This window comes from Dendronalium phyllosphericum CENA369 (assembly GCF_016056275.1).
Taxonomy (GTDB): domain Bacteria; phylum Cyanobacteriota; class Cyanobacteriia; order Cyanobacteriales; family Nostocaceae; genus Dendronalium; species Dendronalium phyllosphericum.
In genome coordinates this window covers 1-23,746 of sequence record NZ_JAECZA010000070.1, presented here as the reverse complement: position 1 = coordinate 23,746, position 23,746 = coordinate 1, and the positions used below count along the sequence as shown (strand labels likewise).

Here is a 23,746-nt window from a genome sequence, read left to right as displayed (position 1 = left end):
TTAAGAACCTGGGTAGAATATGGATTTCGACAGTGTAAACAAGAGCTAGGCTGGACAGATTACCGTTTCACCAATTTTCAACATATTGAGAGGTGGTGGGAGATTATTTTTTGTGTTTACACGATGATTAGTTTAAATTCTTCCGTCTTATTAGGCTTAAATCAATCTCGTCAACTTGAGACTGAGGCACAAGATCTGAGTGATGTTGATTTTTCTAACCATCCGCAATGGAACCATGAATCTGGATGGAAGAATGCTTTAAATAATCTGCGTCTCATTATCCAACCACTTTTACTATTTTGGTTAATTTATCCTTGGTTAAGTATTTTCCCTAATTCACATTTGTTACTGGGATTCAATCATTTAATTGCCGCAATGAATCAATTTAAACCCTATTATGCTTCTGGATGATTTAGCTCCTGAACTACTTGCTTATTCCGGAAAGTGACAGAAGAGGGGTATCTTACTTAATTTGTCAAGCTCACCCTGTACTCAATTAGATGAGCTTACCCTGCAGTTCAAATACCAAAAAGGCTCAAGCATTCTTGCCTGAGCCATTGCTACATAAAATTAATTTGCTAGGTAAATAAATTAGCTCAAAGAGCTAAATTTATGAAGCTTAGTATCGGTTCTGAGAGCCGCCGTATCCTCCCCGATTACCACCAAACGAGCCTCTTTCTTCCCTGGGTTTAGCCTTATTCACTTTCAGATCGCGTCCCATCCACTCTGCACCATCGAGTGCATCAATGGCCGCTGCTTCTTCAGCATCTGTACCCATTTCTACAAAACCAAAGCCGCGTAAACGACCTGTTTCACGGTCGGTAGGTAACTGAACACGCTTTACAGAACCATATTCTGCAAACACAGCATTCAAAGTCTCTTCTGTAACTTCGTAAGAAAGATTGCCTACATAAACTGACATAGATTGTCTCCGAAATTGTAAATGTGTAGAGATTTAGATTTCGGAGAAAAGTTTGTAAATACCAAGAACAAAAAACCTGTCAATACTAAAAACAAACACTGTTAACCGAATTAACTCTCACCTCCTATCATTGCATAAAAGACAGCTTTTAGGAAGGAAATTAGGAAAATGTTATAAAAAGATATGTAAACAATTGATAGCTAAGTCATAATAATTTGGAAGTTCGAGAAAGTGAGAATTAGCCGTAAAGCACTCCTTAGAAATTATCTTTAAGGTAAAACTACCTTTAAAGTTTTATGGTATCTCTTTACCAATGGCCAAATCCAAGGTCATGTCAGATAATAACGGGCAGCTTCACGAGGAGCTAGTCCACCTGGTTGATTTTGACGCTCTCTAAATAACTTTTCAAAAGCTTCTGCCCACTTGTCAATTAATTTTTGCTCAAAAAGATCGGGAATTACCTAAAAGATGATAATGCAACTTGTATCCGCGAGTTAAATTGCCAAAAAGGCTCAAGCATTCTTGCCTGAGCTACTGCTAAATAAAACTAATTTGCTAGATTAGTAGGCTAAAAAAGAAGCGTCAGAGACATTGCCAAATTAATTTATGGATTTTTTTTCTAAAAAAATAATAGGCTGAGACTCGCTAGCGTACAGTTCATTAAGTTTTTTAGCAAAATCACGAGCAATCGTGACTCTAGGGGGTTGACAATATGCCTATTATTTAAAATATTCATTATTTTATATCTTAAAGATAGAGATTCTTCTCATTAAAGCTATTCTCCTGACAGATTTGTTTAATTTTATTAAATGCTAATTTAATTTCATAATAAATAAGCAGACATCCTTGACTAAAAACGATTGAGATGCTCAGTTTATAAAAAATATAATACTGATGCGAACATAACTGGACTTAGTTTTCTGATTTTACTAAGGCTAAGATTGCTCATAAATTACAAAGCTTCGATAAAAATTATCAAAAATTGAAGCATAGCATTTAGCATTGAATATCAATGTTGAAATTGCTATGCGGAAAAAGTCTGATAGCTGACTAATGGAGGCATAGGTGTTAAATTTTCTATATAAGAAGCTATTATACCCTAGTATAAAATCTCAACTTTTAGAAATTTTAGCCAGATATGTAGAGCAACCAGAAGATGAAATTATTATCTTTAACGTTAGCGAAGACGAAGAGTTATTGGTATTACGTCAAGTTGTTGCAAATATGTATGCAGATATGTATCAAGAAGGCAAGAATGATATTCATCTGCAAGTGTTTGTCGCTGATGATGATGATAGTGCTAGTGGATGCATCATTACAAAACACAAACTTTTCACTCAAGGCAAATCGTGTGTTTGGCTAAAGAAATCTAAGATTTCTGACAATTGGTTAGTAATGGCATCGCCACCAGGAGCCATAAATTTTTACTGTTTAAGTGTTTGGAAAGATAGAACAGTTGCAGAAGCACAAGCAACGGAACTCTTAAATGAAATAAAAACTTTCCCTTTTAAAGAATGGGATAAAAAATATAAATCTGTGATATTTTTAAATCTATTACAAAATTTACCTCCTGATGATAACAGTTACGTTGGTTTCTTAAATCAAGATAAAGGCAAGAAAGGTTTATTTGACCTTACTACCAAAGACACTTTCAATCATTTAATCAAAAAAGCACAATTAGCAACGGCTGAACAAGAAAAAGAGATGTATTATCAAAGAGTTCAGGAGTTACTAAATAATATTATGAATGAGTCATCGTAGTAACTTAGTAATTTCTTACAGCGTTTTTCAGGTAAATGAGGTACACGGGTAGGGGCGAACGGCCGTTCGCCCTTAGAGGCTGTTTGAAAAGTCGGGAAAGTTGTAAAAAAGCTCTCTCAGTATAGGCTGTGAATAGATAGTAAACAGCACCGAAAGAGCGAGATGAGTAAAGCATACCCCAGCAATCTCACCCGCGACCAATATGAATTGCTCAGTGACATGATTCCAGAAGCTAAAAGAGGTGGTCGCAAGCGTGAAGTCGATATGTGGGAAATCCGGAACGCGATTTTCTATATTTTGGTGGAGGGAGTTCGATGGCGAGCATTGTCTGGGGACTTTCCGGCTTGGCAGACGGTGTACACATATTTTCGCAACTGGCGGCAAGACGGAACATGGTTGAAAATTCATGACAGTCTCCGAGAATGGATGAGAATTGAAATTCAACGTTACAAGAGTCCATCGGAAGCAATAATTGATAGCCAAAGTGTGAAGAGTGCAGCGATGGCACATCAATCGGTTGGTTATGATGCAGGTAAAAAAATTAAAGGTCGTAAACGATTTCTTAGTGTCGATACTTTGGGATTAGTATTGCGTATCTTGGTAACAGCTGCAAGTCTGGGAGAACGAGAAGGCGGTAAACAAGTACTCATAACTATCAACAAAGACATAGGTGATATACTTCAAAGGCCTTGCGGTATAACAACAGTAGTGTATTTTACCTGCTTTTCTACTTCTTTCTTAAACCCCTACCCTTGAAAGCTGCCCCTCTGCCCCTCTGCTGCCTCAAAATGCAAACTAAAAGCACAACAGCTTACCAAGGGCTGCCAATCATTGTAAAACCTGCCCAATAGTAAGGATGGGATAAATCTAAATCTCCAAGTTGTGATAGTTCTGGCGGTAAAGGCGTTCCTGTTCTTAACCCTGTTTGGCGCAATTGCCCTTGCTCAATCTTTATTTGCCCTTTAAGCATTCTGATTTGTGTCTGTCTTAGGGCTTCTGCTTTCACGGGTGATGTTTTCAAGTACTGATAAAATTCCGTCATCAGTACTAAAGTCCCTGCATCACTCACATTCCAAAGACTACCCATTGCTGACTTAACTCCTGCTTCCAGCGCCAACCCAGAAAAACCTAATTCTGCTTGCTCGTCTCCCAAGGCAGTTTTACAAGCACTCAGTACTAACAAGTCTACAGGAGGATTATTTAATTGCAACTGTCGTAACTGGTTTAAGTGTAACTTGGTATTCCACAATTGAATGTAGGAATTATTAACTGCACCTGGTTGGAAGACTCCGTGAGTTGCTAGGTGAATAATTTTGTACGATTGTTGTTGGCGTTGCGATCGCAAGTTCTCTAAAGTAAATTTATCGTTGAGGAAGCTCGTTCCCCCTTTATCCCGAACAATTGTAGATAACTCTATAGGTACAGCAGGCAGAGGTGCGAGGTCTTTGAATTGGGATGCTCCCATCGCTAATACTGAAAAGTCGCGGATATCAGTGTAACGAGTATCTGTCAAACTGAAGGCAGGAATCAAACTGATACTGTAATTTTCTACCAGAAATTTCTTGCCATCATGTAATGCTGCAAATGGCACAGAGCGCAAGCCAACACCGACACAAAAAACTAAAGTGTCTATATTTTCAGCTTTCAGCTCTTTTTCAATCGGAGCAATCAACCACTGATAAAGTTGTTGTGCAGAAGCCAAGTAGCTAGTGGTATCAACTCTTCTCAGGTCGCTAATTTCAGTTTTAAATTGTTGACTTATTTTGAGCAAAGCATCTCTATTAGCTGCTTGTATACTTTTGGAAACAGGCTTATTTCTAGAAGTAACTAATATAATTTCTAGCTGTTTTGGTTTCGGTATTAGATAGACAACAGCAGATTTTTTTCCAGTTTTTTTTTCAATTGTACTTAAGGTTTCGCTAATAGCTTTAGATGACATTAAAGGGTTGGAAAAACTTGTTTTTATGTAATCTTCATAGTCCTTTTTCCAGTCTTGTTCTTGGTCAGCTACTGCACCTCTGGTTGTTTGTAGTTGAGAAGTATTGGGTATTGGTGGGGTATTAAATAAATTATTGTTTATTCTCCGGAATCTATTTTCCTGTCTCCTGTTACCAGTACCAGGAGTAGGATTCCTACCCTCCCTACTATTTTGAGCGATAGAAATACTTGTCGTGGTCTGTTGAGTATTAGGATTGTTTAAACTTCTATCGCCAATAACCTCAGCACGATCTGCAATGGGACTAATTATTCCTGTAATGAAAAAGGCGACAGCTAGAAAATTAAATTTGTTCATAACTGTTTGTCCCAGATTAGTATTTACAATTTTTTATTTGATGATTTGTTTGGCGATCGCTTCTACTATTTTGCTCAAATGATGGTTAGGATAGCGTAAGCAGAAAATATCACTACTGGCTAGTTCAGCTACTTCTTCACAAAGAGGAAGAATGCCTGCTACTGAAGCGTTGTAAGAAGTTTCCATCTGTTGATGTAAAGCAGTAAAATCTAAATTCGATAGTGCTTTATTAACAACTAATAATAGCTCCGGCACTTCTAATTGACGAGCTATATCGACAGTTACAGCAGTACCTTGAAAATCTTGACGATCTGGGCGTAAAATAATGATTAAAGTATCAGAAATAGTGATTGATAGTAGAGTCTCTTCATTAAGCCCCGGATGGGTATCGATAAATAAGTAGTCTAAATTTAGCTTATCGATTAATTCTTGAAAACCGTCATGTAACAAGCCTACATCGTATCCTTCTCGGATAACTTTAGTAATTTCACCAAGATTAATAGAAGAAGGAATCAGATAAATAGCGCTATTTTTCTTGGCTACATCCTGCAAAGCATAAGTGACATCATAGGCGGTCTCTTCAATTTGACAGCGACCCCATAAGTAATCATTCAAGCACAAATCCATCTTATCCTCATCGAAACCGAAAACGACATGAATTCCTGGTGATTGAATGTCAGTATCAACAATGCCAACTCGATGCCCATAACGAGCAATAGCAGCAGCCAAATTAGCAGTTAGATTTGATTTCCCAGTTCCCCCCCGGAATGAGTGGATAGAGATAATTTTGGACATATTAGTAATTCGTAATTAAGATGCACGCACAAAACAAAGACGAAGTGTGAAGGGGCACAAAACCTTGCACCCGTCTTCAGCTCTACTTCATCCTTATTCTACTTTCCCACTAATATGACCACAGAGCGACCTGCAATAAATAAACTGTGCTGATTTTCTAGTACTGGTTCTGTTCCAGGTTCCCAACTTTGGTCTGCTGGAGTAGCACCAGTGTTAGCAAAGACGTGCCACTGCATTCCTGGGGGAAGTCCTGGAATGTCAAACCAGTGACTGTCCCAATGCATGTTCATCGCCACGTAGATGTAGTTATCGTTTACCGTTCCTTCTTTGGCGTGTTTCCCACAAAGCATAAAAGCGAGGACGCGGCTGGAATCAGACCAGTCAGCGCTCCATGCTTGGGTTCCATGCCAAGTGATGTCAGCATAACCACTGCCGACATAATCGACATTTCGATAGTGATACTTGTTTCTAAGTACGGGGTGGGCGTTACGAAAAGCAATGCAATGTTTAAAAAACTTAAACAAATCGGCATTGGTTTCTAACAACTTCCAATCTAGCCAGTTGAGTTCGTTGTCATGGCAATAGGTATTGTTATTACCATATTGCGTGCGTCCGACCTCATCGCCCATGAGGATCATCGGCACACCTTGGCTGACAAACAACATCGCGATCGCATTTTTAATTTGTCGATGGCGCAAGGCGTTAATATCTGGGTTATCAGTCGGGCCTTCCCAGCCACAGTTCCAGCTATCGTTATCATTAGTGCCATCGTTGTTGTTTTCACCGTTGGCTTCGTTGTGCTTCCCGTCATAGGAAACCAAATCCATCAACGTAAAACCATCATGGCAAGTAATAAAATTAATTGAAGTTGCTGGCCCTCGTCCTGCCCCAGCATAGAGATCCGGCGAACCCTGTAATCGCTGTGCCATATCCCCAATTATCCCAGGCTCGCCTTTGAGGAATTTGCGAATTGTATCGCGGTACTTACCATTCCACTCTGCCCAACGCCCAAAGGCTGGAAAAGAACCAACTTGATAAAGACCGCCTGCATCCCAAGCTTCAGCAATCAGTTTGCATTTAGCCAGAATGGGGTCGAAAGCGAGAGTTTCCAGCAGCGGCGGGTTTGCCAGCGGCGCACCCCAAGGATCGCGTCCCAGAATTGCCGCCAAATCGAAGCGGAAGCCATCAATGTGATACTCTGCTGCCCAATAGCGCAGACAGTCGAGTACCATATTGCGAACGATGGGGTTATTGCAGTTGAGGGTGTTGCCAGTACCACTGAAATTAAAGTAGTAGCCATCTGGCGTGAGCATGTAATATGTCTTGTTGTCAACCCCACGAAAAGAAATAGTCGGGCCGTACTCATTGCCCTCTGCCGTATGGTTAAAGACAACGTCTAGAATTACCTCGATGCCGTTTCTGTGTAGGAGTTTGATCAGCGTCTTAAGTTCATCGATTTGCATCCCAAATTTGCCTGTGGCCGCATAGCCAGCCTTGGGCGCAAAGAAACCGACGGTACTGTAACCCCAATAATTCAGCAACAGTTCGCCGGTTTGGGGATTAGGACGACTGTTTTCAAATTCGTCAAACTCATAAATGGGCATCAACTCAATAGAGTTAACGCCCAATTCTTTCAGATAAGGAATTTTGTCGCGGATAGCTGCAAATGTCCCTGGATGCTTCACTCCAGATGAAGGATGGCGGGTAAAGCTGCGGACATGCATCTCGTAAACAATCAAATCTTCTGGGGGGATTTCTAAAGGACGATCCGATTCCCAGTCAAAGTCATCGAATGCTAGACGAGCTCGGTGATGATACATGTTGTACCAATCAGGCTTTTCTCCCCAAATATCTCTACCACCAATAATTTTGGCGTAAGGATCTAAGAGAACTTTGGTAGGGTCAAACCAATGACCTTCTTTCGGGTTGAAAGGCCCGTCCATGCGATAGCCGTATTCGAGATTTTCGTAATCCAAGTCAAATACGACCATACTAAAGACATTGCCAATGCGGAACTCTTCCGGAAACGGAATTTCCGCCATTGGTTCCGAAGAGTGCTTTTTGAACAGCACTAAAGTACAAGATTTGGCATGTCGTGAAAAGATAGAAAAATTAACACCCCCTGGTACTAAAGTTGCTCCAAAAGGTATCGCTTTGCCAGGACGTAATTTGAAGTCCCCATAACTATGGGTGGGATGAATGTCAATTCTATCCATTATCTTTCTTCTTTCTTCCTATATGGCTAGGTGCGTGTAACCTGAACTTGGACTTTGAGAGCTTCTAGGGCTTGTTCGAGGGTATCGCTAGTTTTAAAAAAGTCAAGAAATCCGGTGATAGACATTGTGTCTCGAATATCTTCAGAAAGCCCCACCAAAATAATCTGTCCGCCTTTAGCAGAGATTTGCCGATAGAGGGACAGCAGCATCCTTAAGCCAGCGCTGGACATGTAGCGCACCTTAGTCATTTCCAGGATCATCCTGATTCCAGCTTGGGCTAGTGGCAAAATCTGCTCTTGAATTAGGGGAGCGGTATTAGTATCTATATCTTCGGCTATTTCGACCACCGTTACTTCTGGCAGTTCATTCACAGCGATTTCCTCTGGGGCAGTTTCTAACAGTGTTACTTGCAGCGTTTCAATCTTGATTTTCATATGGCTGGCGGTATTTCATGGGTAGTATGGGCAAGATTTACGCAAAAACTCTTTCAAACTCTTATTTCTTTGTGCCCTTTGTGTTCTTTGCGGTTCGTTTAAAGATTACCCCTTGATTAACCGCTAAATTTCTTGGCGATGGCAGTCGCTCTTGATGTTGAGGAACCCATTTACCGCACTGCCTCGCCTTTAGGTGAGGCAAAAAAATATTTATGCAACACAGTTATTTAAGTTGTGAGCGTAATACTTTTTTAACGCACCGCAAAGAGCGCAAAGAACGCAAAGGAAAGAGAAAATAAGATTGCTGTAGGTCTACTAATTCGGCACAATTTGCACTTTAACTTTCACTTGCTCTTGTGTATCGGGAAGCTTGACTGTTAAAGCATTTGCATCAAAATTGGTATACTCTTGCTCGTTTACCCATACTTGACCAATCCGCACGCTACCAGGTGGTAAAATATCTGGCTGCACCCGCAGAATGTTATCTTTAAACGCTCCCGGTTGCGGCTTAAAGTAAAAGTCCATCGGTTGCTTGGTAATCAACAAGTTGGTATAAACAGCCGACAGATAGCACAACTCGGTTGAGTGATAACCGCTCATAGAGTGGCTGCCTTTAAACCGCTCGTTACCCATCAAATATGGCAAACCGTTTGCCAGGACGTTGAAGTAAACGCCACCGTCATCATGGTCGAGGAAGAAGGCATTGTAGAAAGCTGCTGCTTCTCTAGCATGACGCAGGTCTTCTGGTTGTTTTTCTACACCGTGCAGAATCAAGTAAGCCAAAATAGCTTGCTCTTGTTGCCACCAAGCTTTGCGGTCGTGCCAGACAAAGCGGTAATTTTCTTCTCCGGGGCCGAGTGTACGCTCTACAACATCGTACCAGCCACCGCGCTGGCGATCGCTTCCGGCATCGGGCATGAGTCCGGCGATTTTTTGCGCCAAAGCCACGTATTCTGCTTTCGGTTTGAGGCTTTGCATCCGCATCAAATTCCAAGCAATTTTCAGGTTATGACCTACTACCGCCCGGTTTTGCTGCCATCCATAGGTGGTGTCGTGGCTCCAATCTTCGTAGAACCGCTCTTGTACAAATGGACTGTTGTCGTAGTCGGGGAAATATTTAGCGATCGTGTCAAAAGTATACTCCAACATATCAGCGTATTTCTGTTCGCCAGTCGCCAGCCACAAGTTAATTAAGTAAGCTGGAGCGTGATCCCCGACAGAGTTCCAGTTTTTGCGGGCGCGGTTCGGCCCCAAAGATTCTGCACGAGGGTCTAGTCCGATGGGGTCGATATGGGAGAAATAACCAACGCCTTGTTTGTCTAAGAAAAAGCGGTCAAACAAATCGATGGTCATCTGAGCATCTTTTAAGATGCGTGGGTCGCCAGTTATTCGATAAGTTTGGATAGGCCCGGCTAGAGCATAAATCTGTTCGTAGGCTGGGATGGCATCATAGTCATCGCCAAATTCAGAAGTTAATAGTTTCTGCTCCCTGTTACCTGTTACCTGGATTCCGTGATACCAGTAAATTAGGTCTTCATCATGGTCGTAAAACCGCATGTGCTGACGCAGGTATTCAGTACCTTTTTCTGCACCTTCTAGAAAGCGGTCTTCTCCAGTCAACAGATATGCCGAAGCAAAACCATACACCAAGCGGGAAATCGTGTCAGTTTCTTGTAAGAAATCGTCACGCTTTTTCGTACCAGCCAAGTTCAGGTAAGTACGATATTCTCGATAATCAATCGGTTTTTCTGGATAGCCAAACTGCCATTTCAAATAAGAATCAGCAATTGAATTTATTTGCTTTACCCACCACTCTGGTTCTTCATGCCGATATTTGTTTGGTGCATCGCCAGGAAAGACAATATATTTGACTTCAAACTTATAATCTTCTCCTTGAGGATAGAAAATTCCATAGGCAAATACATGCTGACCCGGAGCGAGCAACTCACCAAAGCGAGCAGTACCATCAAGGTAAGGTTCTTCTAAGTTTTGGCTAATTCGACCGTAAGCACTTGGTGTCAGATACGCTTGGAATTTTCGTCCATCTGATGTCTCGATCCCAAAGGATTTTTCGTTGCGGTCAAAGTGGGTGATATAACCTGCGATCGTATCTGCAAATGAAAAACTTATGCGCTCCATTAAGATTACCTCCAGGATAATTGTCTGTAGTTTTCAATTTCAAGTATTTGAGTTTATAGAAGTTTCCATATTCTGACAGCTAATGGAATTTAAAAATTATTTTTGTAATGCCATATTGAAGCGAACTCCCGATACTAGCTGTCAAGAAATCTAACGATAAATTTGCTCAAATCTTGAATGATTGATTTTTCAGAAAAAGAATAGATTTTGTCTGCCCTCAAATTGCTTTTTCCCAGAACTAATACCGATTCGTCATACTTGCTGAAGGTCAGAAGCAAGCTATATAATTAAGAAAACTAGACTAAATCTAGGTTTTCAGGTTTGAATGCTATGGTATTTTAGAGAATTGGTGAAAAACATTCAAGGGTCAGAGAATTTTTCAGATATAGCATCAATGAATTTCTAAGTTTCCCTATTTTATCAGCGAACCTAGCGTGCTTGGCGGTTCGTCAAATCACAACTCTACTAAAATTGCTATATCCTCTTGCTACTTAAATCAGTGACTTATTCCCGCTACTTCCTGCTTAGTTTCTTGCTGCTCAATTTCATTAAGAAAAACTTCCATGAATCGATCTACAACACCAGGATGCTTTCCAGAAATTAAATCGCCATCTATAACTAAATCAGCAGTAGCATCATTTTCATAGATAACTTCACCACCTGCATTTTCTACGTCACAAATAATATTGTGGGCACAAGTAACTTTGCGACCTTCGAGCAAATCTGAATCGGCACATAAAAGCCATAAACTATGACAGATTGTGCCTATTTTCAACTTGTTTGTACTCAAAGCCTTTCTCAAAAATACTACAGCAGGAGCTTGATTCTTTTGCCCTTTTTTGACAGAAGCCTGATATCTTAAACGATCCATAGCATAAGCACCAATGCAAATAATGCCTTTGTAATCGGATGGTTTGATGTCGTTGACTTCTGTAGTCACAACTACATGGTCTTCAACTTCACCGTTATCAGGATTTGAGCCGAAGGTTAATTGGGGATTACCCCATAAATGTGAAATGTACTCGACTTGATAGCCTTGTTTGGGAAAGTAATCATTAAACTTGCGAAATTCAGTTTGGTCGAAATGTTCTTCAATCAAAACGCCAATTTTGCCTTTGGTTGGTTCGCCTATTTTACCATTATTTAAAGTTGTAGATGTCATGACATACCCCTAATTCAGATTACTAAATTTATGAGCCTACAAAAATTTTGATTTCAAGCGATCGCACCGCAAATCTCTAAAAAGGAGCGGGCGATAAAGCACCGCCCCGAAGCGATTAAAATGACTAACTATTCTTGCGATTTGTACTGTCAACTATTTCGCTGCTGATGCGTGCTTGATGCCAGCTATCATTAGGAATGGTAGCAAATTTCATTTCGCTGTTGTTTTGTTTACCTTTGCGTAACCGACTTATCCCCAGGTAAGCACCAACAGCTACAACACCTAACCAAGCTGAAGGTTCGGGAATAGGTGTAAAGAAGGCAAAACCACCAGGGTTTTGCAAGCCACCAGAACCAGTGGGCACGAAGGTGTCAATAAAAGCACCGGTTTTACCGTCGTAACGCCTGATAGCACTGCCAAGAAAGTCGCTGACATACAAGTTCCCATCTGCTCCGAATCTCAAGCGTGAGGATGTTTGTAGACCCCCGTTGTCACTTGCAGTTACGAAGTCGCCAATCAAAGCACCAGTTTGACCGTTATATTCTTTGATAGTCGGCGCACCAATAAAAGTGCCGTTGTACAGCGACTTTCCATCAGGACTAAAGACCGTGCCTGAAGGTACTGCTTGGGCAATGCTAGGCGGGATAAAGGTATCTACAGCACCAGTCGTAGGATCGTAGCGGAGAATGCTGTTGTCATTGAGAACGCTACTAATGTAAAGTTTGCCGTCAGGCCCGAAATTTAACCCAGCTGACAGTAGGTTTCCACCTTGAGAATTAGTTTGAGCGACTATACTGCGTGTACCAGTTTGCACATCGTATCGCAGAACGCCACCACCTGCTAGACCGCTGACGTAGAGATCCCCATCGTCACCAAAAACTATATCTTCTGGCCGCTTTGGTTCGTTTGCTCCGAATTGCAAGAAAGTATCAATGAGAGCGCCTGTCTTACCATTAAACCGCAGTATGCTATTGTTGGCTTGGTCAGCAGCATACAGGTTGCCATCCTTGCCAAAAGCTATCCCTGAAGTTAGACCGATTACACCTTTGGGCACAAATACATCAAGAAATTTGCCAGTCTTCTCGTCGTAGCGCAGGATACTACTATTACCTGGTGTAAAATTATCAGAGAGATCCAAGTTGATGACAGCAGGATTATCTGGATTTAAAGGTTTGTTAGCAACATTGCTCACAAACAAAAATGCATGAGCTTCCAGGGTAGTGAAGTTTAAAACTGCAACAACGGTACCTAGAGGGATGAGTTTCGCAAAGTTACGCATCATTGACTCCAGTGGTTTTCGGGTTGAACGATCCTAGTGGGATTTTTTACGTATATCTACAGAATCCAGAGTTTATAAATGCTTGCTGGAGACATAGAATTACTGAGATTTTTAGTTTAGCAGAGCGCAAGAACGATTAACTGAGCTTCATTCAACCTTCATGGAGCTTTAAGACTGATTTAGCACAAGTTCAAATGTTTGGGTATTAGAGTCAGCAAAAAAGTCCTTCAGCGACTTTGGCTTGATGTGAGGGTAGCGATCGCTCACAATATTCTCAAGCTTAACTTTACCCGTCACCATGCCCCACTGATACTGTGCGGGGATGATCGAAAAAGGACTAGCATTTTCAGCTTTTAACTGTTCTATCCAAGCCTTCAAATCTTCTGCACTACCCTTGGATGTTTGAGTCAATTTCTTGCCCTTGACTTCTTCATAGGCCGCAACAGCTTCCTTCATCGAAATTACATCACCGACGACTTGGAAGGACGTGTTAATAGCTCTGGGATCGACTACCGCTTCCGCAGTATATTTTGCTGTGTCCTCTATGGTTGTCACATCAAACTGAGTCTCACCATCGCCCCAATACTGAGCAGTACCAGTCTCAAAATTGAAGACATTAAAGAAAGGCGATACGAAAACCTCTGCAAAGATGCCGTTCATGATGAAGGTGTAATCCAGACCGCTTTCCTTGACCGCTTGCGCCACCCTGATGCGAAAATCGGACAAGTAGTTATCGCCTAACTGAATATTAAAATAATTATACGTATAGTCAGACGGTATAAAGTGCGATACGCCTAATTTCTTGGCAGCTGCTAAAAGGTTTAGCTGTCCAGTCACCACTACATCTTCCCAACCACTCACGGCTGAGACAACGGTATCAACGCCAGTACAGGCTTTTTCCAAGCTTTCTTGGTCGTTGAGATCGCCCTCGACAATCACACCTAAACCTTCTAATATATTAATTTGTTGCTGCTTCTTCTCGTTATTTACCTTGCGGCTTCTAACCATAATCCGCAAATCGATACTCTCTTTACTCGCCAGAGCCAGGGCGATTTTACTTCCTAACATACCGGTAGCTCCAGCAAGGAGAACCGTCTTTTTAGATGTCATGATTGAGTCCTTCACTTTTGACTATGTTTGCAGAGTAGTTTTTTAGGGACAGGGGGGATAGAGAGCAGAGGGAAAAATAATTAATGACTCTTAACTCCTGCCTCCTTCCCAGTCCCTAATACCCAGTCCTCAGAGAGAAATTATTCAGCAAACAAAGGAGAGATATCAACGTAAACCCGCCATTCCCGAATTTTGTCACCGCGCACCCGCAGAATGTCAGTGCAGGCAAACGAGATGGGGCGATTATCTGCCAGTCGGCGATAGTGGCTTTCCATTTCAAAAATCACTTGTCCTTCTGGCTCAAGCACTTGCCGGACATCGGCATACTCGAAGCTAGCTATTTCGTACAGACCAGACAAATATTTCTGCACTTCTTCTGGCCCGTGTACGGGTTCAGAAGAACCAACGCGATAGAACACATCTTCAGTCAAACAAGACTTGATTGTTGTCCAATCTTTGCGCTTCATCGCGTCAAATAAAGTTTCGACTGTTTGCAATTTGGGAGATTTTTCGGTTGCTACTGACATGATTTTTGTTCCTTAGTTAGTAAATTTGATGGAAGTAAGAGACTATTGATAATTAATTTGGCTGTTGAGCGAGATTATTCAGCAAACAAAGGAGAGATATCAACGTAAACCCGCCATTCCCGAATTTTGTCACCGCGCACCCGCAGAATGTCAGTGCAGGCAAACGAGATGGGGCGATTATCTGCCAGTCGGCGATAGTGGCTTTCCATTTCAAAAATCACTTGTCCTTCTGGCTCAAGCACTTGCCGGACATCGGCATACTCGAAGCTAGCTATTTCGTACAGACCAGACAAATATTTCTGCACTTCTTCTGGCCCGTGTACGGGTTCAGAAGAACCAACGCGATAGAACACATCTTCAGTCAAACAAGACTTGATTGTTGTCCAATCTTTGCGCTTCATCGCGTCAAATAAAGTTTCGACTGTTTGCAATTTGGGAGATTTTTCGGTTGCTACTGACATGATTTTTAGTTCCTTAGTTAGTGAATGTAGTCATATTTGGATGAAATTAATTTCTGAACGCAGATACGCTAGAAAATTTATTTCTAAGTTAATTAGCAATCAAAGTTGAGCTACGGTTGCGGCGGCGCAACAAAGTACCGATACCAATTACACCAATGCCGATTAGCGTTGTCACAGTACTTGGTTCTGGAACTGTTTGAAAAGTGCCGCTCACTGTCACACGACCTTTGACAGGCTTAGTTAAATCGAAATTGGGATCGAGTTCGTCAAACTCAGACAAACCCAGTGTGCCGCTGGCATTCTGGAATCTGCTTTCTCCGCCAGTGAGCATAAAAGTACCAGTAACCTTAACTGTCAAGTTGTTGAAGTCAGTGAAACCGATAAGTGTATCGCTTCCAAGTAAACTGTCGCTACCGCTGCCAAACAGCTTGACGAAGCCTGCTGGTGCGCCTTGTAGACCGAACACTGTCGGATCTGTGCTGAAATTAAAAACACCAGTAGAAGAATTAAACTGACCGTAGGTCAAGCCTCTAACTTGGGTTAGACCATACAGGGCATCAGTACTTGTACCTGAGAGATTTGCCTTTAATAGACCAGCTGTATTCGGAATGAACTCAAGGCTGTTTAATGTGTCGTAGTTAGCACTAAATGGTAAATTTGTCTTTGCGATCGCACTTTCGGCATTGACTCCAAAACCAACTGATATAACAGCTATTGGCACTACCCATCCAGTATGGGAACGGAACATAATTGAAATTCCTTTTACATCTTTGGGTTAAGTCTTGAGGTTGCTAAATCTCATTACAGTTATCTGAATGCCTATTTTTTGACAGAGTGCATTTTCGCAAACTTGACTAGAAAACAACAGTAATTTTTTAACTAGGTAATAATTTCTGGCTCAACAATCACCGAAACAGCAGAGAATCAAGCGAGAGATTTCCAGGGCCAACGAACAGAAACAGAACTGCGATCGCCAAGTACACTAGAGATGCTTCATAAGAATCTCCTGGTGCGTCAGGCTGTTTTTTGATCAAAGGTTCGCCGTGAGATACATGCAGCCACAAAGCAATTGCCATCGCACCTGCAAGACCCAAAGCTGCTAGTGGTGTCAAAAATCCTAAAATAATTGCAATTCCACCACCAAAAATCGTAAATGCTCCAATTACTTGCACAAAGCTAGGAAAGCCCGAAGGTTTTCCACCTCTATCCATCCAATGTAGAGGGTTTTTTACCATCCGCCAGCCATAAAGTACGATAACTGTACCCCAGATGAGGCGCATCACTAAAAGACCCCATCCTTGAAAATTATACAGAAATGGCGGAAGGTCGTGTAGTAAATCTTGTATTACCATCAGTCAACTCCTTTGATTTCAATATTTGTTGACTTGTTTATAAATTGCCTTCGACCAGTTGTAATACAGTTCCATCCGGGTCAGTAAAGCAGACGAAGGTGAAGTCTGTTCCAGGTAATGTCACCGGTTCAGAGAGAAAGTTTACTTTCTTTGCCTTCAAATCCTCGTACATCTGCTTGAGGTTTTTCGTGCGGATAGAAATCCGATTAATACCTGTGTGATGAAGATGGGGATATGGTTTTCCTGCTGTTTTAGGATCTTGAAACTCTACGAGGTCGATTCGCGTTAAAGTCGGATCGTCTCCTACACTCAGGTGAACTCCTCGCAATTTTGCTTGGGATAGTCCCAAAGCAGTTGCCAATTCTGGGCTACTCATTCCATCGCGGAAGTCTACAATGACCTTAAATCCTAGCATTTCATAGAAAGGCAGCGAACGGTCGAGGTCACTCACGTTCACGTTGCAATGGAATAACCCTTCTAGCATTGGCGTTGTCTTTTCATCATCTGTCGAGTCTAGTGACGTTGAACCAAAAAAGAATAACCCTTCTAACATTGTCATTGTATTTTTATCGCCTACGCCTTACTCATTACAAAATTTCTTTAGAACTACTCTGCGTTTAAAAAAGCTACGACTTTATGCCAAGCAGCACTAAATTCTTACCAAGATTCTTCAACTCTAGCTGTCAAACCACCATCGACAAACAACTCTGTACCCGTGATGAAAGAAGCCTCATCGCTGGCTAAGAAAGCGGTTGCATAGCCGATATCTTCTGGCGTACCGATGCGCTTCATTGCCTGCCTTTGCTCGATGAAACGCTGCTTTTCAGCTGGATTATCACTATTGTCGAAGATGCCTTGAATTAGAGGTGTCAGCACCCAACCAGGAGAAATGGTATTAACTCGAATGACAGGGCCGTAGTCAAGAGCCATGTTACGAGTTAAAGCACTAATGCCACCCTTGGAGGCTGCGTAAGGTGCAACTGAATTGACTGTAGCCCGTGAGTGTACTGAGGAAATGTTGACAATTGCACCTTTGCCTATAGCTTGCATGTGAGGAATCACATACTTGGAGCACAGAAATACACTCTTCAGGTCGATAGATAAGCATCGATCCCATTCTTCACTAGTTGTATCCAGCACCGATTTATATGTGCCTACACCAGCGTTATTTACTAGAATATCTATCTTTCCATAAGTATCGAGGGTTTTCTGCACCATTGCTTTTACCTGCTCTTCATTGGAGACATCGCAGGCAACGAAGATCGCTTCTCCACCTTTGTAACGAATTTCTTCAGCAGTCTGTTCGCCTGCTTTGGGATCGCGAGCAACAACGACTACTTTAGCTCCTTCTTGGGCGAAAACTGTCACAATTCCCCAGCCAATACCTTTAGAACCGCCAGTAACAATAGCTACTCTATCTTTTAGTTTCATAAGTTTATACCTCGTTAGTAATTCGTAATATCTTTCGGGAAGCCGCGCAGAGCGCGTCTACGTAATTCGTAATTGATTATGGGCTTTCTCGATGTGCTGTGGCTTTAGAGACTTCCAAGTAAAAAAATATTCCATTGTTTCTTGTTGGCGGTTGACTGTTAACTGGGAACAGTCAACAACTTTTGGAGTTCCTTTACTGTTCGACTAATCCATCAAGTGTGATGCGATTTATACCTTCTCCTTGGTAAGCGACAGCAACTAAGTCTGTTTCAATAACTTCTCCTGGCTTCATGATTAAAGCTGTGCCATTTTCTACAGCGTTTTTGACTCCAGCAGGAGGGAAACTAGTAAATGGTTCCAAAGCGCAGTTGTATGTCCGTCCATACCAGGGATAATCTGTGTGACCGCCGTAAACTTGCCACATCCAAAGGTATTTAAATAAATCTTTGTCCCAAGCCATACCGAAGCCGACACCTAATCTTTGATTGGTCAGTCCGTACCAACCTTCGGTTAATTCTTTGAAAAAGACAACATCTACTGACCGCGTATCTTTGGGAAGGATGCGGGTGATATCTTGTAATTGTTCGGTACGCCGATTCTTGACTTTGGGAAATTCATAATCGCCGCCAGGTTCCCACAAACCGTTTTGGTGATATGCCATAACTTCGACTTTGGCGACTGGGGTGTGAACTATGCAACTGTCATCGAGGAATGGTTCTCCAATGGCTGGGTGATGACCCCACATGACGGCGAATTCACCTGTTGACTCGTTATATAAGCGTTCGTGGATGAATAAGGCAGCGATACCGCGCTTGAGGGACATTGTGCGCTGGAGTACTAGTGGCGAGCGATAAAGACGGGTATGTGTATTTAAAGTCACTAGCTCTTGAGTATCTTCGGCGATCGCTGCCTCGAAAGGCAAGATGGCAACTTCGCCATGCAAGCCTTGATAAGTTCCCATGTAAGGTTCGTTAGCCCACCCTGCTGATGGTAATACCTCCTGCCAACCACCGTAATAGTAATCGTGAAAGGTTCCTTCTGGTAAGGCACTGGTGGCGACGAAGGGACGGCGCATAGGAATGGGCGATTGCCACATAAAGTCGAGGTCGTAAGGCTTGTAGGTAAAGTCGAAAATGGACGCGCCTTTTTCTAATAACAAACCCACTCTGAGTACATCATTTTCAAGGTAAGCAATCTGCATTCCCTTGTATGTATAGTCCAGACTAATGCGGCAACCCTGTTTTCTTCCGTAGGTGTACATGGGTGATGAACTCAACTCTGAATGTTTTAGTACGAAGTTTCCAGATGCTTTCTTCCCTACATAAGTTACGAACTCCGTACCGCCTTCTTAGTAGTAGCAGTGGTGGTTTTGCGGTTTGCGCCTTCTAAGGGCCATTTGGGGCCGGCAATCGCCCATTTAGGAACAAATCCATTTGCTATTCTTGCTTTCGCATCGGGATGTTCGGCAAAGAATTTCTTCATTAAGTCTGTTGTCGTTGTCAGTCTCTTACCTTGAATACCTGTAAACACTGAAGATGTAGAAGAAACTGGGATGCTGGGATCGCCTACAGGATTCGCATCCATAAAAATTCGCAATTCTGAGAATTTATCACCCTCGACACGGAAGGTATCAAAGCAAGGAAGTGTAACTACAGAACCATCTTTACGCCAGTAGATTACATCCATTTCTAAGAAGAGTGTATTTCCTACTTCCCACAACATTTTGATATCGTGGTACAGTGCAGCAATTTGGCTGAAAAAGGCTGCTGTGGATTGTTGAATCTCAGCTTTGGTTAAACATGGCGCGTAGTTACCAAACTGATACACTGGTGCTTCGGTAAACAATTCACTAAATCCGTGGGCATCAAAGGACTCGCCTCTAGCAAATAAACGCAATGCCAAATCGGATATTGTTCCTGGCAATTTGTCTGCCAGAGGTAGAGTACCAGTGGCAATAATGGTTGATGTTACTGGTGCTGATTTCTGTTCGGCTACAGCTATTCCTTTGAGTACGGCTTGTTCGAGTGCTTGGGCGATCTTGCCTTGAATTTCTTGAGCAATCTTACGACCTTCTTGGTTGTAAGGCTGCCAGTCTAAGCTATAGCTAAGGAGTAAGGGATCTTTGGAATTGCTTGGTTGGACAACGGCGTTAATGGCTTCGCCAAAGAAATAAGGATTATCGACCAATACGTGGCGGATTTCTCTAGTGGTTTCGTCCCAGGTGATAATTTCTTTAACTGTCATGTTGGCAGCTTTCATCTGACGCAACACGCCATTGTTGTATCTTTCCACAATCTTGTAATCGTAAGCAACTGGATTGTAGCGTCCGGGATTTTCCACTTTATCCAGCATCATTTCCCAAACTTTTGCTAGGGGAGCATTGACAGGACTGCTAAATGTGGTTTGAATTCTTGATGTTGCTTCGTTTGTAGAAATTAAACTAGGAACTTGCTCGGCTGAAGCAGTCTGTGTTTTGCCATTGGTTGCGGTAGACTTTGACATATGATTTTCTTCCTGTGCTTTGGTAAAAAGAGAGGCTATATTTTCCTTGAGTTGATTAGTGGCTCCGATTCTAGCGATTAAGTCTGCTACTTTAGAACTGCGCTGTCCGGCTAAAGTCAACTCACCGTTATAAACAAATGTGTAAGTACTCCGTTCTGGAAATGGATACAAACGTTCGACATACTTTGCTTGGTCTTTAACGGCTTGAGCGTATTCTGGGGAAGCAAAGAATTTCTCCATTTCTAGAGGATTGGCAAAGGCAATTTCAAAAGCAGCTTGATACTGCTTGTCTTGGGGTTCGTAACGAGATACTCCGTCGTCATCTGGGCGCGAATTATCTACTTCTTCTAATAAATGCAGTCGGAACTTGAGGACAGAATCGCTCTGCACGACTGCTGGTGCAAAGGTATCTGTTATATATGTGCGAAAAGCTTCTACACTTACAGCATTAGATTTCTTCACCATCACGTGAAACTTGATGCCATCAAGTTCTCCGTTTGGTTCGCCACTGGGAATGCGATCGCAATAAGTTTGAGAATTGCCAATACTCGTATAAGCGATCGCCTTAGCAAATAAGTTGTGTTCGTCAGCCATGAGGATGCCGAACGCCTCAATATATGCCTGAAAATCTGCTTCTGTAGCAAAAGTTAATTCAGCAATGCCGTGGAAGCGATCGACTGCGGGGCAGACGTAATCGATGCTGTCAATCGCAGGCCAGATGCCACCTTCGTTGGCGGCTAGGTGAAACTGCCAGTATTGATGTTGTCCTGGCAAACGCGCACAAAGAGGCCCGTGGACATTTCTCCAGTATTCAGAAAAAAGCTCTAGTGAGATGCCTTTGCGTTTCCACAGCAGTACATAGAAAGCTATTTTGCCTTGGCGATCGCGGTTTGCGTAATCAACTTTATCAACCTTTCTCATTGCAGATATCATTTGTCCCTCACCGCCTTGCTGAAAATTTTATTAACTTTGCTGAAGCGCCTGCAACGCCCGATCCCAGCCAATCAATTAAGCTGTGGTAATCAATTCCAGCAGTCCACCTGGAGCAAAAACATCGCGGTAAAAAGTTAGTTGCTCGGTTTTGAGATAACATCCGCCTCTATGACCGCGCCGCATCCAGGTAACGTTACCTTTGGCTAATGTTTCGTTGGTTTCATCGTCTACACACTTCCACTCAAAGAAGGTGACATCTCCATGAAACATGACAATTGGCCAGCACATAGTCACACCCGGTTGAGCAATTAATGCCCACCAATGCTTCTCGCGCTCTTTTTGTTGTTCCAAACCTTGATAAGGACCGTCTTGACACAGATAAACCAAATCGTCGCGGTATTCGCCAGTTAAGATATCGCCTCGTCCCTGTCTCAAAGCTTCGCAATGAGTCGGCCACCATTCTCTGTTTTCTTGTTCGATTTGTGCCAGCGTATAATTAGAACTAATTTCTGGCAAGGTTCTTTCTTTCATTGCCACAAACTTCTCGGCATCTTCTATGAGTTTTTTCGCTACATAAGGAGTGACGAGTCCTGGGCGAGAATAATCTGCTGCTAAATCTTTGTAGTAATTAGTGCGTTTATTGCTGAATGTCGTTTTCAAGCTTTGAGCATCAGAAGCAAAACCATTAGAGTGACCGTTCGAGCGACCATTCGAGGAAATAAGTTTTTGTTCCAACATAAGAGAAACTACGTCTTCCTTTAGTTGATTAATTGCGCCGATGTTGGCGATTAATTCTGCTACTGTAGAACTCCGCTGACCTGCAAGTGTCATCTTGCTGTCGTAAACAAAGGTATACGCAGTTCGCTCTGGAAATGGTAGAAGCCTTTCGATATACTTTGCTTGGTCTCGAACAGCATCAGCGTATTCTTTAGAAGCAAAGAATGTTTCCATTTCCAAAGGATTGGCAAAAGCAATTTCAAAAGCGGCTTGATATTGCTGTTCTGGGGGTTCGTAATGAGATACCCCGGCTGCATCTGGACGAGAGTTATCTACTTCCTCAAACAAATGAAGTCGGAATTTGAGGATAGAATCACTCTGGACAACTGCTGGTGCAAAAGTATCTGTCATATATCTGCGAAAGGCTTCTACACTCACAGCATCAGATTTTTTCACCATGACATGGAACTTGATCGCACCGATTTTGCCGTTGGGATCTCCGTTAGGGATGCGATCGATATAAGTTTGAGAATTGCCAAGGCTAGTATTGTAGCCGATCGCTTTGCTAAAAATATTATGCTCGTCATCCATGAGGATGGCGGCAGATTTGAACCAATTTTGACGTTCAGCGTCTGACTCAAAGGTTAATTCGGCAATGCCATTGAATTGAGAATCTGCCGCACATGTGTAGGCAATACCTGGAATAGTTGGCCACAGACCACCTTCATTTTCAGCCAAGTGAAACTGCCAATATTGATACTGACTCGGTAGCCTGGCGCACACTGGCCCGTGAACATCTCTCCAGTAATCATCGAAAAGTTCTAGTGAAATACCTTTGCGTTTCCACAGGAGAACATAGAAGGTTACTTTGCCTTTTTGGTCGCGGATGGCATAATCGGCTTTTTTGATTGTGGCTATCACTTAGCTGCTCTCCTTTGTCCACTACTGTCTTAATTGAGGCAAAATCTTAGCTTTGAGAATTGATAATCTCATTAAGGGCACCAAAGCAACCAGCAGCTTTATTGAATCCCGCGTAAACGCACATAAACAAAAGTAGTTCTTCGATTTCTGCAAGAGTCGCTCCTTGCTTGAGAGCCATATTCACATGCGCTCCAAAGGGGCTACCCGGCCCTACTTGGTCTTGATTGACAACATCAATAGCAATTGTGATTAAAGCCTTTGTTTTTTGGTCGATTAACGGCAATCCCCAGGCTTCACCTGCTACCCGCGTGCAAAAATCACCAAATCTCTCATTGATACTTTTTAAACCTTCTTGCAAGTCGCGATCGTCCAAAACAGCGTTTTTGTATGTCATATAATTCTCCGTTATATATCGCAATCTCATAACAGCATGTTTGCAATGGGAAATGTCCCTGCTTTCACCCGCTCAGTTAAATCCACCTTTCAGGCGAACTTGATACAAAATTTATCTAGATAGTTACTGTTTTTGCCAGAAGAAGCACCCTTAGCCGAACTTATCCATATAATTAACTTTTAGATGTCGCTGAGATTTGGTATTGAGACTTTGTTTTAACCATGAATTCAATTTAAGGTAATCACTCGCTTTTCACAGCATGAAAAAGTCATAGGTAGTCAGGATTTTTACGGTAAAAAGTATATTAATTTCTGTAAAATACGTCAGTAAAAGTCTGAAAAGGTCTTTCTTCTCAGCTATGATGCCGAGGCAGAGGGGCAGAGGGGCAGAGGGGCGG

General features: G+C 42.3%; 20 protein-coding genes and 2 pseudogenes. 3 read left to right on the top strand and 19 right to left on the bottom strand.

Translation table 11 applies throughout. The features are described from left to right. Positions 1-411: pseudogene (locus I8752_RS15550) on the top strand (IS701 family transposase); the annotation flags it as partial. A gap of 208 nt (positions 412-619) precedes the next feature. On the opposite strand, the gene I8752_RS15545 reads toward I8752_RS15550, so the two are convergent. Continuing rightward, the gene (locus I8752_RS15545; protein ID WP_214433219.1) at positions 620-922 is read right to left on the bottom strand and encodes an RNA recognition motif domain-containing protein; all 303 of its coding nucleotides are present in this window, start codon (positions 920-922) and stop codon (positions 620-622) included. Between the two features lie 1,065 nt (positions 923-1,987). Between I8752_RS15545 and I8752_RS15540 the strand changes: the two genes are divergently transcribed. Further along, on the top strand, positions 1,988-2,683 hold the full coding sequence (locus I8752_RS15540) for a hypothetical protein (RefSeq protein WP_214433218.1): 696 nt from the start codon (positions 1,988-1,990) through the stop codon (positions 2,681-2,683). Between the two features lie 162 nt (positions 2,684-2,845). Next, a pseudogene (locus I8752_RS15535) lies at positions 2,846-3,370 on the top strand (IS5 family transposase); the annotation flags it as partial. Positions 3,371-3,494: 124 nt separating this feature from the next. Here the strand turns inward: I8752_RS15535 and I8752_RS15530 are convergent. The 18 genes from I8752_RS15530 to I8752_RS15445 all read right to left on the bottom strand — a co-directional run bounded on the left by I8752_RS15530 (position 3,495) and on the right by I8752_RS15445 (position 23,349). Continuing rightward, positions 3,495-4,976, bottom strand: a complete 1,482-nt coding sequence (locus tag I8752_RS15530; RefSeq protein WP_214433217.1) for a CHAT domain-containing protein — start codon at positions 4,974-4,976, stop codon at positions 3,495-3,497. 33 nt (positions 4,977-5,009) lie between these two features. Further along, on the bottom strand, positions 5,010-5,771 hold the full coding sequence (locus I8752_RS15525) for a MinD/ParA family ATP-binding protein (RefSeq protein WP_214433216.1): 762 nt from the start codon (positions 5,769-5,771) through the stop codon (positions 5,010-5,012). A gap of 98 nt (positions 5,772-5,869) precedes the next feature. Continuing rightward, positions 5,870-7,987, bottom strand: a complete 2,118-nt coding sequence (gene glgX, locus I8752_RS15520; protein WP_214433215.1) for a glycogen debranching protein GlgX — start codon at positions 7,985-7,987, stop codon at positions 5,870-5,872. A 26-nt stretch (positions 7,988-8,013) separates the two neighbouring features. Continuing rightward, positions 8,014-8,421, bottom strand: coding sequence for an anti-sigma factor antagonist (locus I8752_RS15515; protein ID WP_214433214.1), 408 nt, complete (start codon positions 8,419-8,421; stop codon positions 8,014-8,016). Positions 8,422-8,736: 315 nt separating this feature from the next. Beyond that, positions 8,737-10,560 carry an AGE family epimerase/isomerase gene (locus I8752_RS15510; protein ID WP_214433213.1) on the bottom strand — a complete coding sequence of 608 codons (1,824 nt, stop codon included), beginning with the start codon at positions 10,558-10,560 and terminating at the stop codon, positions 8,737-8,739. A gap of 496 nt (positions 10,561-11,056) precedes the next feature. Further along, complete coding sequence (locus I8752_RS15505; protein WP_214433212.1) at positions 11,057-11,722, bottom strand: DJ-1/PfpI family protein; 666 nt, start codon at positions 11,720-11,722, stop codon at positions 11,057-11,059. A gap of 124 nt (positions 11,723-11,846) precedes the next feature. Beyond that, a complete protein-coding gene (locus I8752_RS15500; RefSeq protein WP_214433211.1) occupies positions 11,847-13,004 on the bottom strand; it encodes a Vgb family protein in 1,158 nt (385 codons plus the stop codon). Between the two features lie 165 nt (positions 13,005-13,169). Continuing rightward, the gene (locus I8752_RS15495) at positions 13,170-14,111 is read right to left on the bottom strand and encodes an NmrA family NAD(P)-binding protein (protein WP_214433210.1); all 942 of its coding nucleotides are present in this window, start codon (positions 14,109-14,111) and stop codon (positions 13,170-13,172) included. A gap of 140 nt (positions 14,112-14,251) precedes the next feature. Next, positions 14,252-14,638 (bottom strand): nuclear transport factor 2 family protein, encoded by a 387-nt coding sequence (locus I8752_RS15490; protein WP_214433209.1) that lies wholly within the window; start codon positions 14,636-14,638, stop codon positions 14,252-14,254. 74 nt (positions 14,639-14,712) lie between these two features. Then, positions 14,713-15,099 (bottom strand): nuclear transport factor 2 family protein, encoded by a 387-nt coding sequence (locus I8752_RS15485; RefSeq protein WP_214433209.1) that lies wholly within the window; start codon positions 15,097-15,099, stop codon positions 14,713-14,715. 88 nt (positions 15,100-15,187) lie between these two features. Next, positions 15,188-15,847 carry a PEP-CTERM sorting domain-containing protein gene (locus I8752_RS15480; protein ID WP_214433208.1) on the bottom strand — a complete coding sequence of 220 codons (660 nt, stop codon included), beginning with the start codon at positions 15,845-15,847 and terminating at the stop codon, positions 15,188-15,190. Between the two features lie 157 nt (positions 15,848-16,004). Next, positions 16,005-16,451 carry a DoxX family protein gene (locus I8752_RS15475; protein ID WP_214433207.1) on the bottom strand — a complete coding sequence of 149 codons (447 nt, stop codon included), beginning with the start codon at positions 16,449-16,451 and terminating at the stop codon, positions 16,005-16,007. Between the two features lie 37 nt (positions 16,452-16,488). Beyond that, a complete protein-coding gene (locus I8752_RS15470) occupies positions 16,489-17,010 on the bottom strand; it encodes a VOC family protein (protein ID WP_214433206.1) in 522 nt (173 codons plus the stop codon). Positions 17,011-17,108: 98 nt separating this feature from the next. Beyond that, the gene (locus I8752_RS15465; RefSeq protein ID WP_214433205.1) at positions 17,109-17,882 is read right to left on the bottom strand and encodes an SDR family NAD(P)-dependent oxidoreductase; all 774 of its coding nucleotides are present in this window, start codon (positions 17,880-17,882) and stop codon (positions 17,109-17,111) included. Positions 17,883-18,075: 193 nt separating this feature from the next. Beyond that, entirely contained in the window at positions 18,076-19,083 is a 1,008-nt protein-coding gene (locus I8752_RS15460) for an aldose 1-epimerase (RefSeq protein WP_214433204.1), read from the bottom strand. A 125-nt stretch (positions 19,084-19,208) separates the two neighbouring features. Continuing rightward, complete coding sequence (locus I8752_RS15455) at positions 19,209-21,305, bottom strand: AtaL-like protein (RefSeq protein ID WP_225895678.1); 2,097 nt, start codon at positions 21,303-21,305, stop codon at positions 19,209-19,211. Positions 21,306-21,392: 87 nt separating this feature from the next. Then, positions 21,393-22,955, bottom strand: a complete 1,563-nt coding sequence (locus tag I8752_RS15450; RefSeq protein WP_214433202.1) for an EthD domain-containing protein — start codon at positions 22,953-22,955, stop codon at positions 21,393-21,395. Positions 22,956-23,001: 46 nt separating this feature from the next. Continuing rightward, positions 23,002-23,349 carry a carboxymuconolactone decarboxylase family protein gene (locus I8752_RS15445; RefSeq protein ID WP_214433201.1) on the bottom strand — a complete coding sequence of 116 codons (348 nt, stop codon included), beginning with the start codon at positions 23,347-23,349 and terminating at the stop codon, positions 23,002-23,004. Positions 23,350-23,746 lie beyond the last annotated feature (397 nt).

What these genes read in the sequence shown, in the direction of transcription:
- I8752_RS15480 (WP_214433208.1), bottom strand. Translation starts at nt 15,847, where the DNA reads ATGTTCCGTTCCCATACTGGATGGGTAGTGCCAATAGCTGTTATATCA.
- I8752_RS15495 (WP_214433210.1), bottom strand. Translation starts at nt 14,111, where the DNA reads ATGACATCTAAAAAGACGGTTCTCCTTGCTGGAGCTACCGGTATGTTA.
- I8752_RS15460 (WP_214433204.1), bottom strand. Translation starts at nt 19,083, where the DNA reads ATGCAGATTGCTTACCTTGAAAATGATGTACTCAGAGTGGGTTTGTTA.
- I8752_RS15545 (WP_214433219.1), bottom strand. Translation starts at nt 922, where the DNA reads ATGTCAGTTTATGTAGGCAATCTTTCTTACGAAGTTACAGAAGAGACT.
- I8752_RS15525 (WP_214433216.1), bottom strand. Translation starts at nt 5,771, where the DNA reads ATGTCCAAAATTATCTCTATCCACTCATTCCGGGGGGGAACTGGGAAA.
- I8752_RS15490 (WP_214433209.1), bottom strand. Translation starts at nt 14,638, where the DNA reads ATGTCAGTAGCAACCGAAAAATCTCCCAAATTGCAAACAGTCGAAACT.
- I8752_RS15510 (WP_214433213.1), bottom strand. Translation starts at nt 10,560, where the DNA reads ATGGAGCGCATAAGTTTTTCATTTGCAGATACGATCGCAGGTTATATC.
- glgX (WP_214433215.1), bottom strand. Translation starts at nt 7,987, where the DNA reads ATGGATAGAATTGACATTCATCCCACCCATAGTTATGGGGACTTCAAA.
- I8752_RS15475 (WP_214433207.1), bottom strand. Translation starts at nt 16,451, where the DNA reads ATGGTAATACAAGATTTACTACACGACCTTCCGCCATTTCTGTATAAT.
- I8752_RS15500 (WP_214433211.1), bottom strand. Translation starts at nt 13,004, where the DNA reads ATGATGCGTAACTTTGCGAAACTCATCCCTCTAGGTACCGTTGTTGCA.
- I8752_RS15515 (WP_214433214.1), bottom strand. Translation starts at nt 8,421, where the DNA reads ATGAAAATCAAGATTGAAACGCTGCAAGTAACACTGTTAGAAACTGCC.
- I8752_RS15465 (WP_214433205.1), bottom strand. Translation starts at nt 17,882, where the DNA reads ATGAAACTAAAAGATAGAGTAGCTATTGTTACTGGCGGTTCTAAAGGT.
- I8752_RS15470 (WP_214433206.1), bottom strand. Translation starts at nt 17,010, where the DNA reads ATGACAATGTTAGAAGGGTTATTCTTTTTTGGTTCAACGTCACTAGAC.
- I8752_RS15455 (WP_225895678.1), bottom strand. Translation starts at nt 21,305, where the DNA reads ATGAGAAAGGTTGATAAAGTTGATTACGCAAACCGCGATCGCCAAGGC.
- I8752_RS15530 (WP_214433217.1), bottom strand. Translation starts at nt 4,976, where the DNA reads ATGAACAAATTTAATTTTCTAGCTGTCGCCTTTTTCATTACAGGAATA.
- I8752_RS15485 (WP_214433209.1), bottom strand. Translation starts at nt 15,099, where the DNA reads ATGTCAGTAGCAACCGAAAAATCTCCCAAATTGCAAACAGTCGAAACT.
- I8752_RS15445 (WP_214433201.1), bottom strand. Translation starts at nt 23,349, where the DNA reads ATGACATACAAAAACGCTGTTTTGGACGATCGCGACTTGCAAGAAGGT.
- I8752_RS15505 (WP_214433212.1), bottom strand. Translation starts at nt 11,722, where the DNA reads ATGACATCTACAACTTTAAATAATGGTAAAATAGGCGAACCAACCAAA.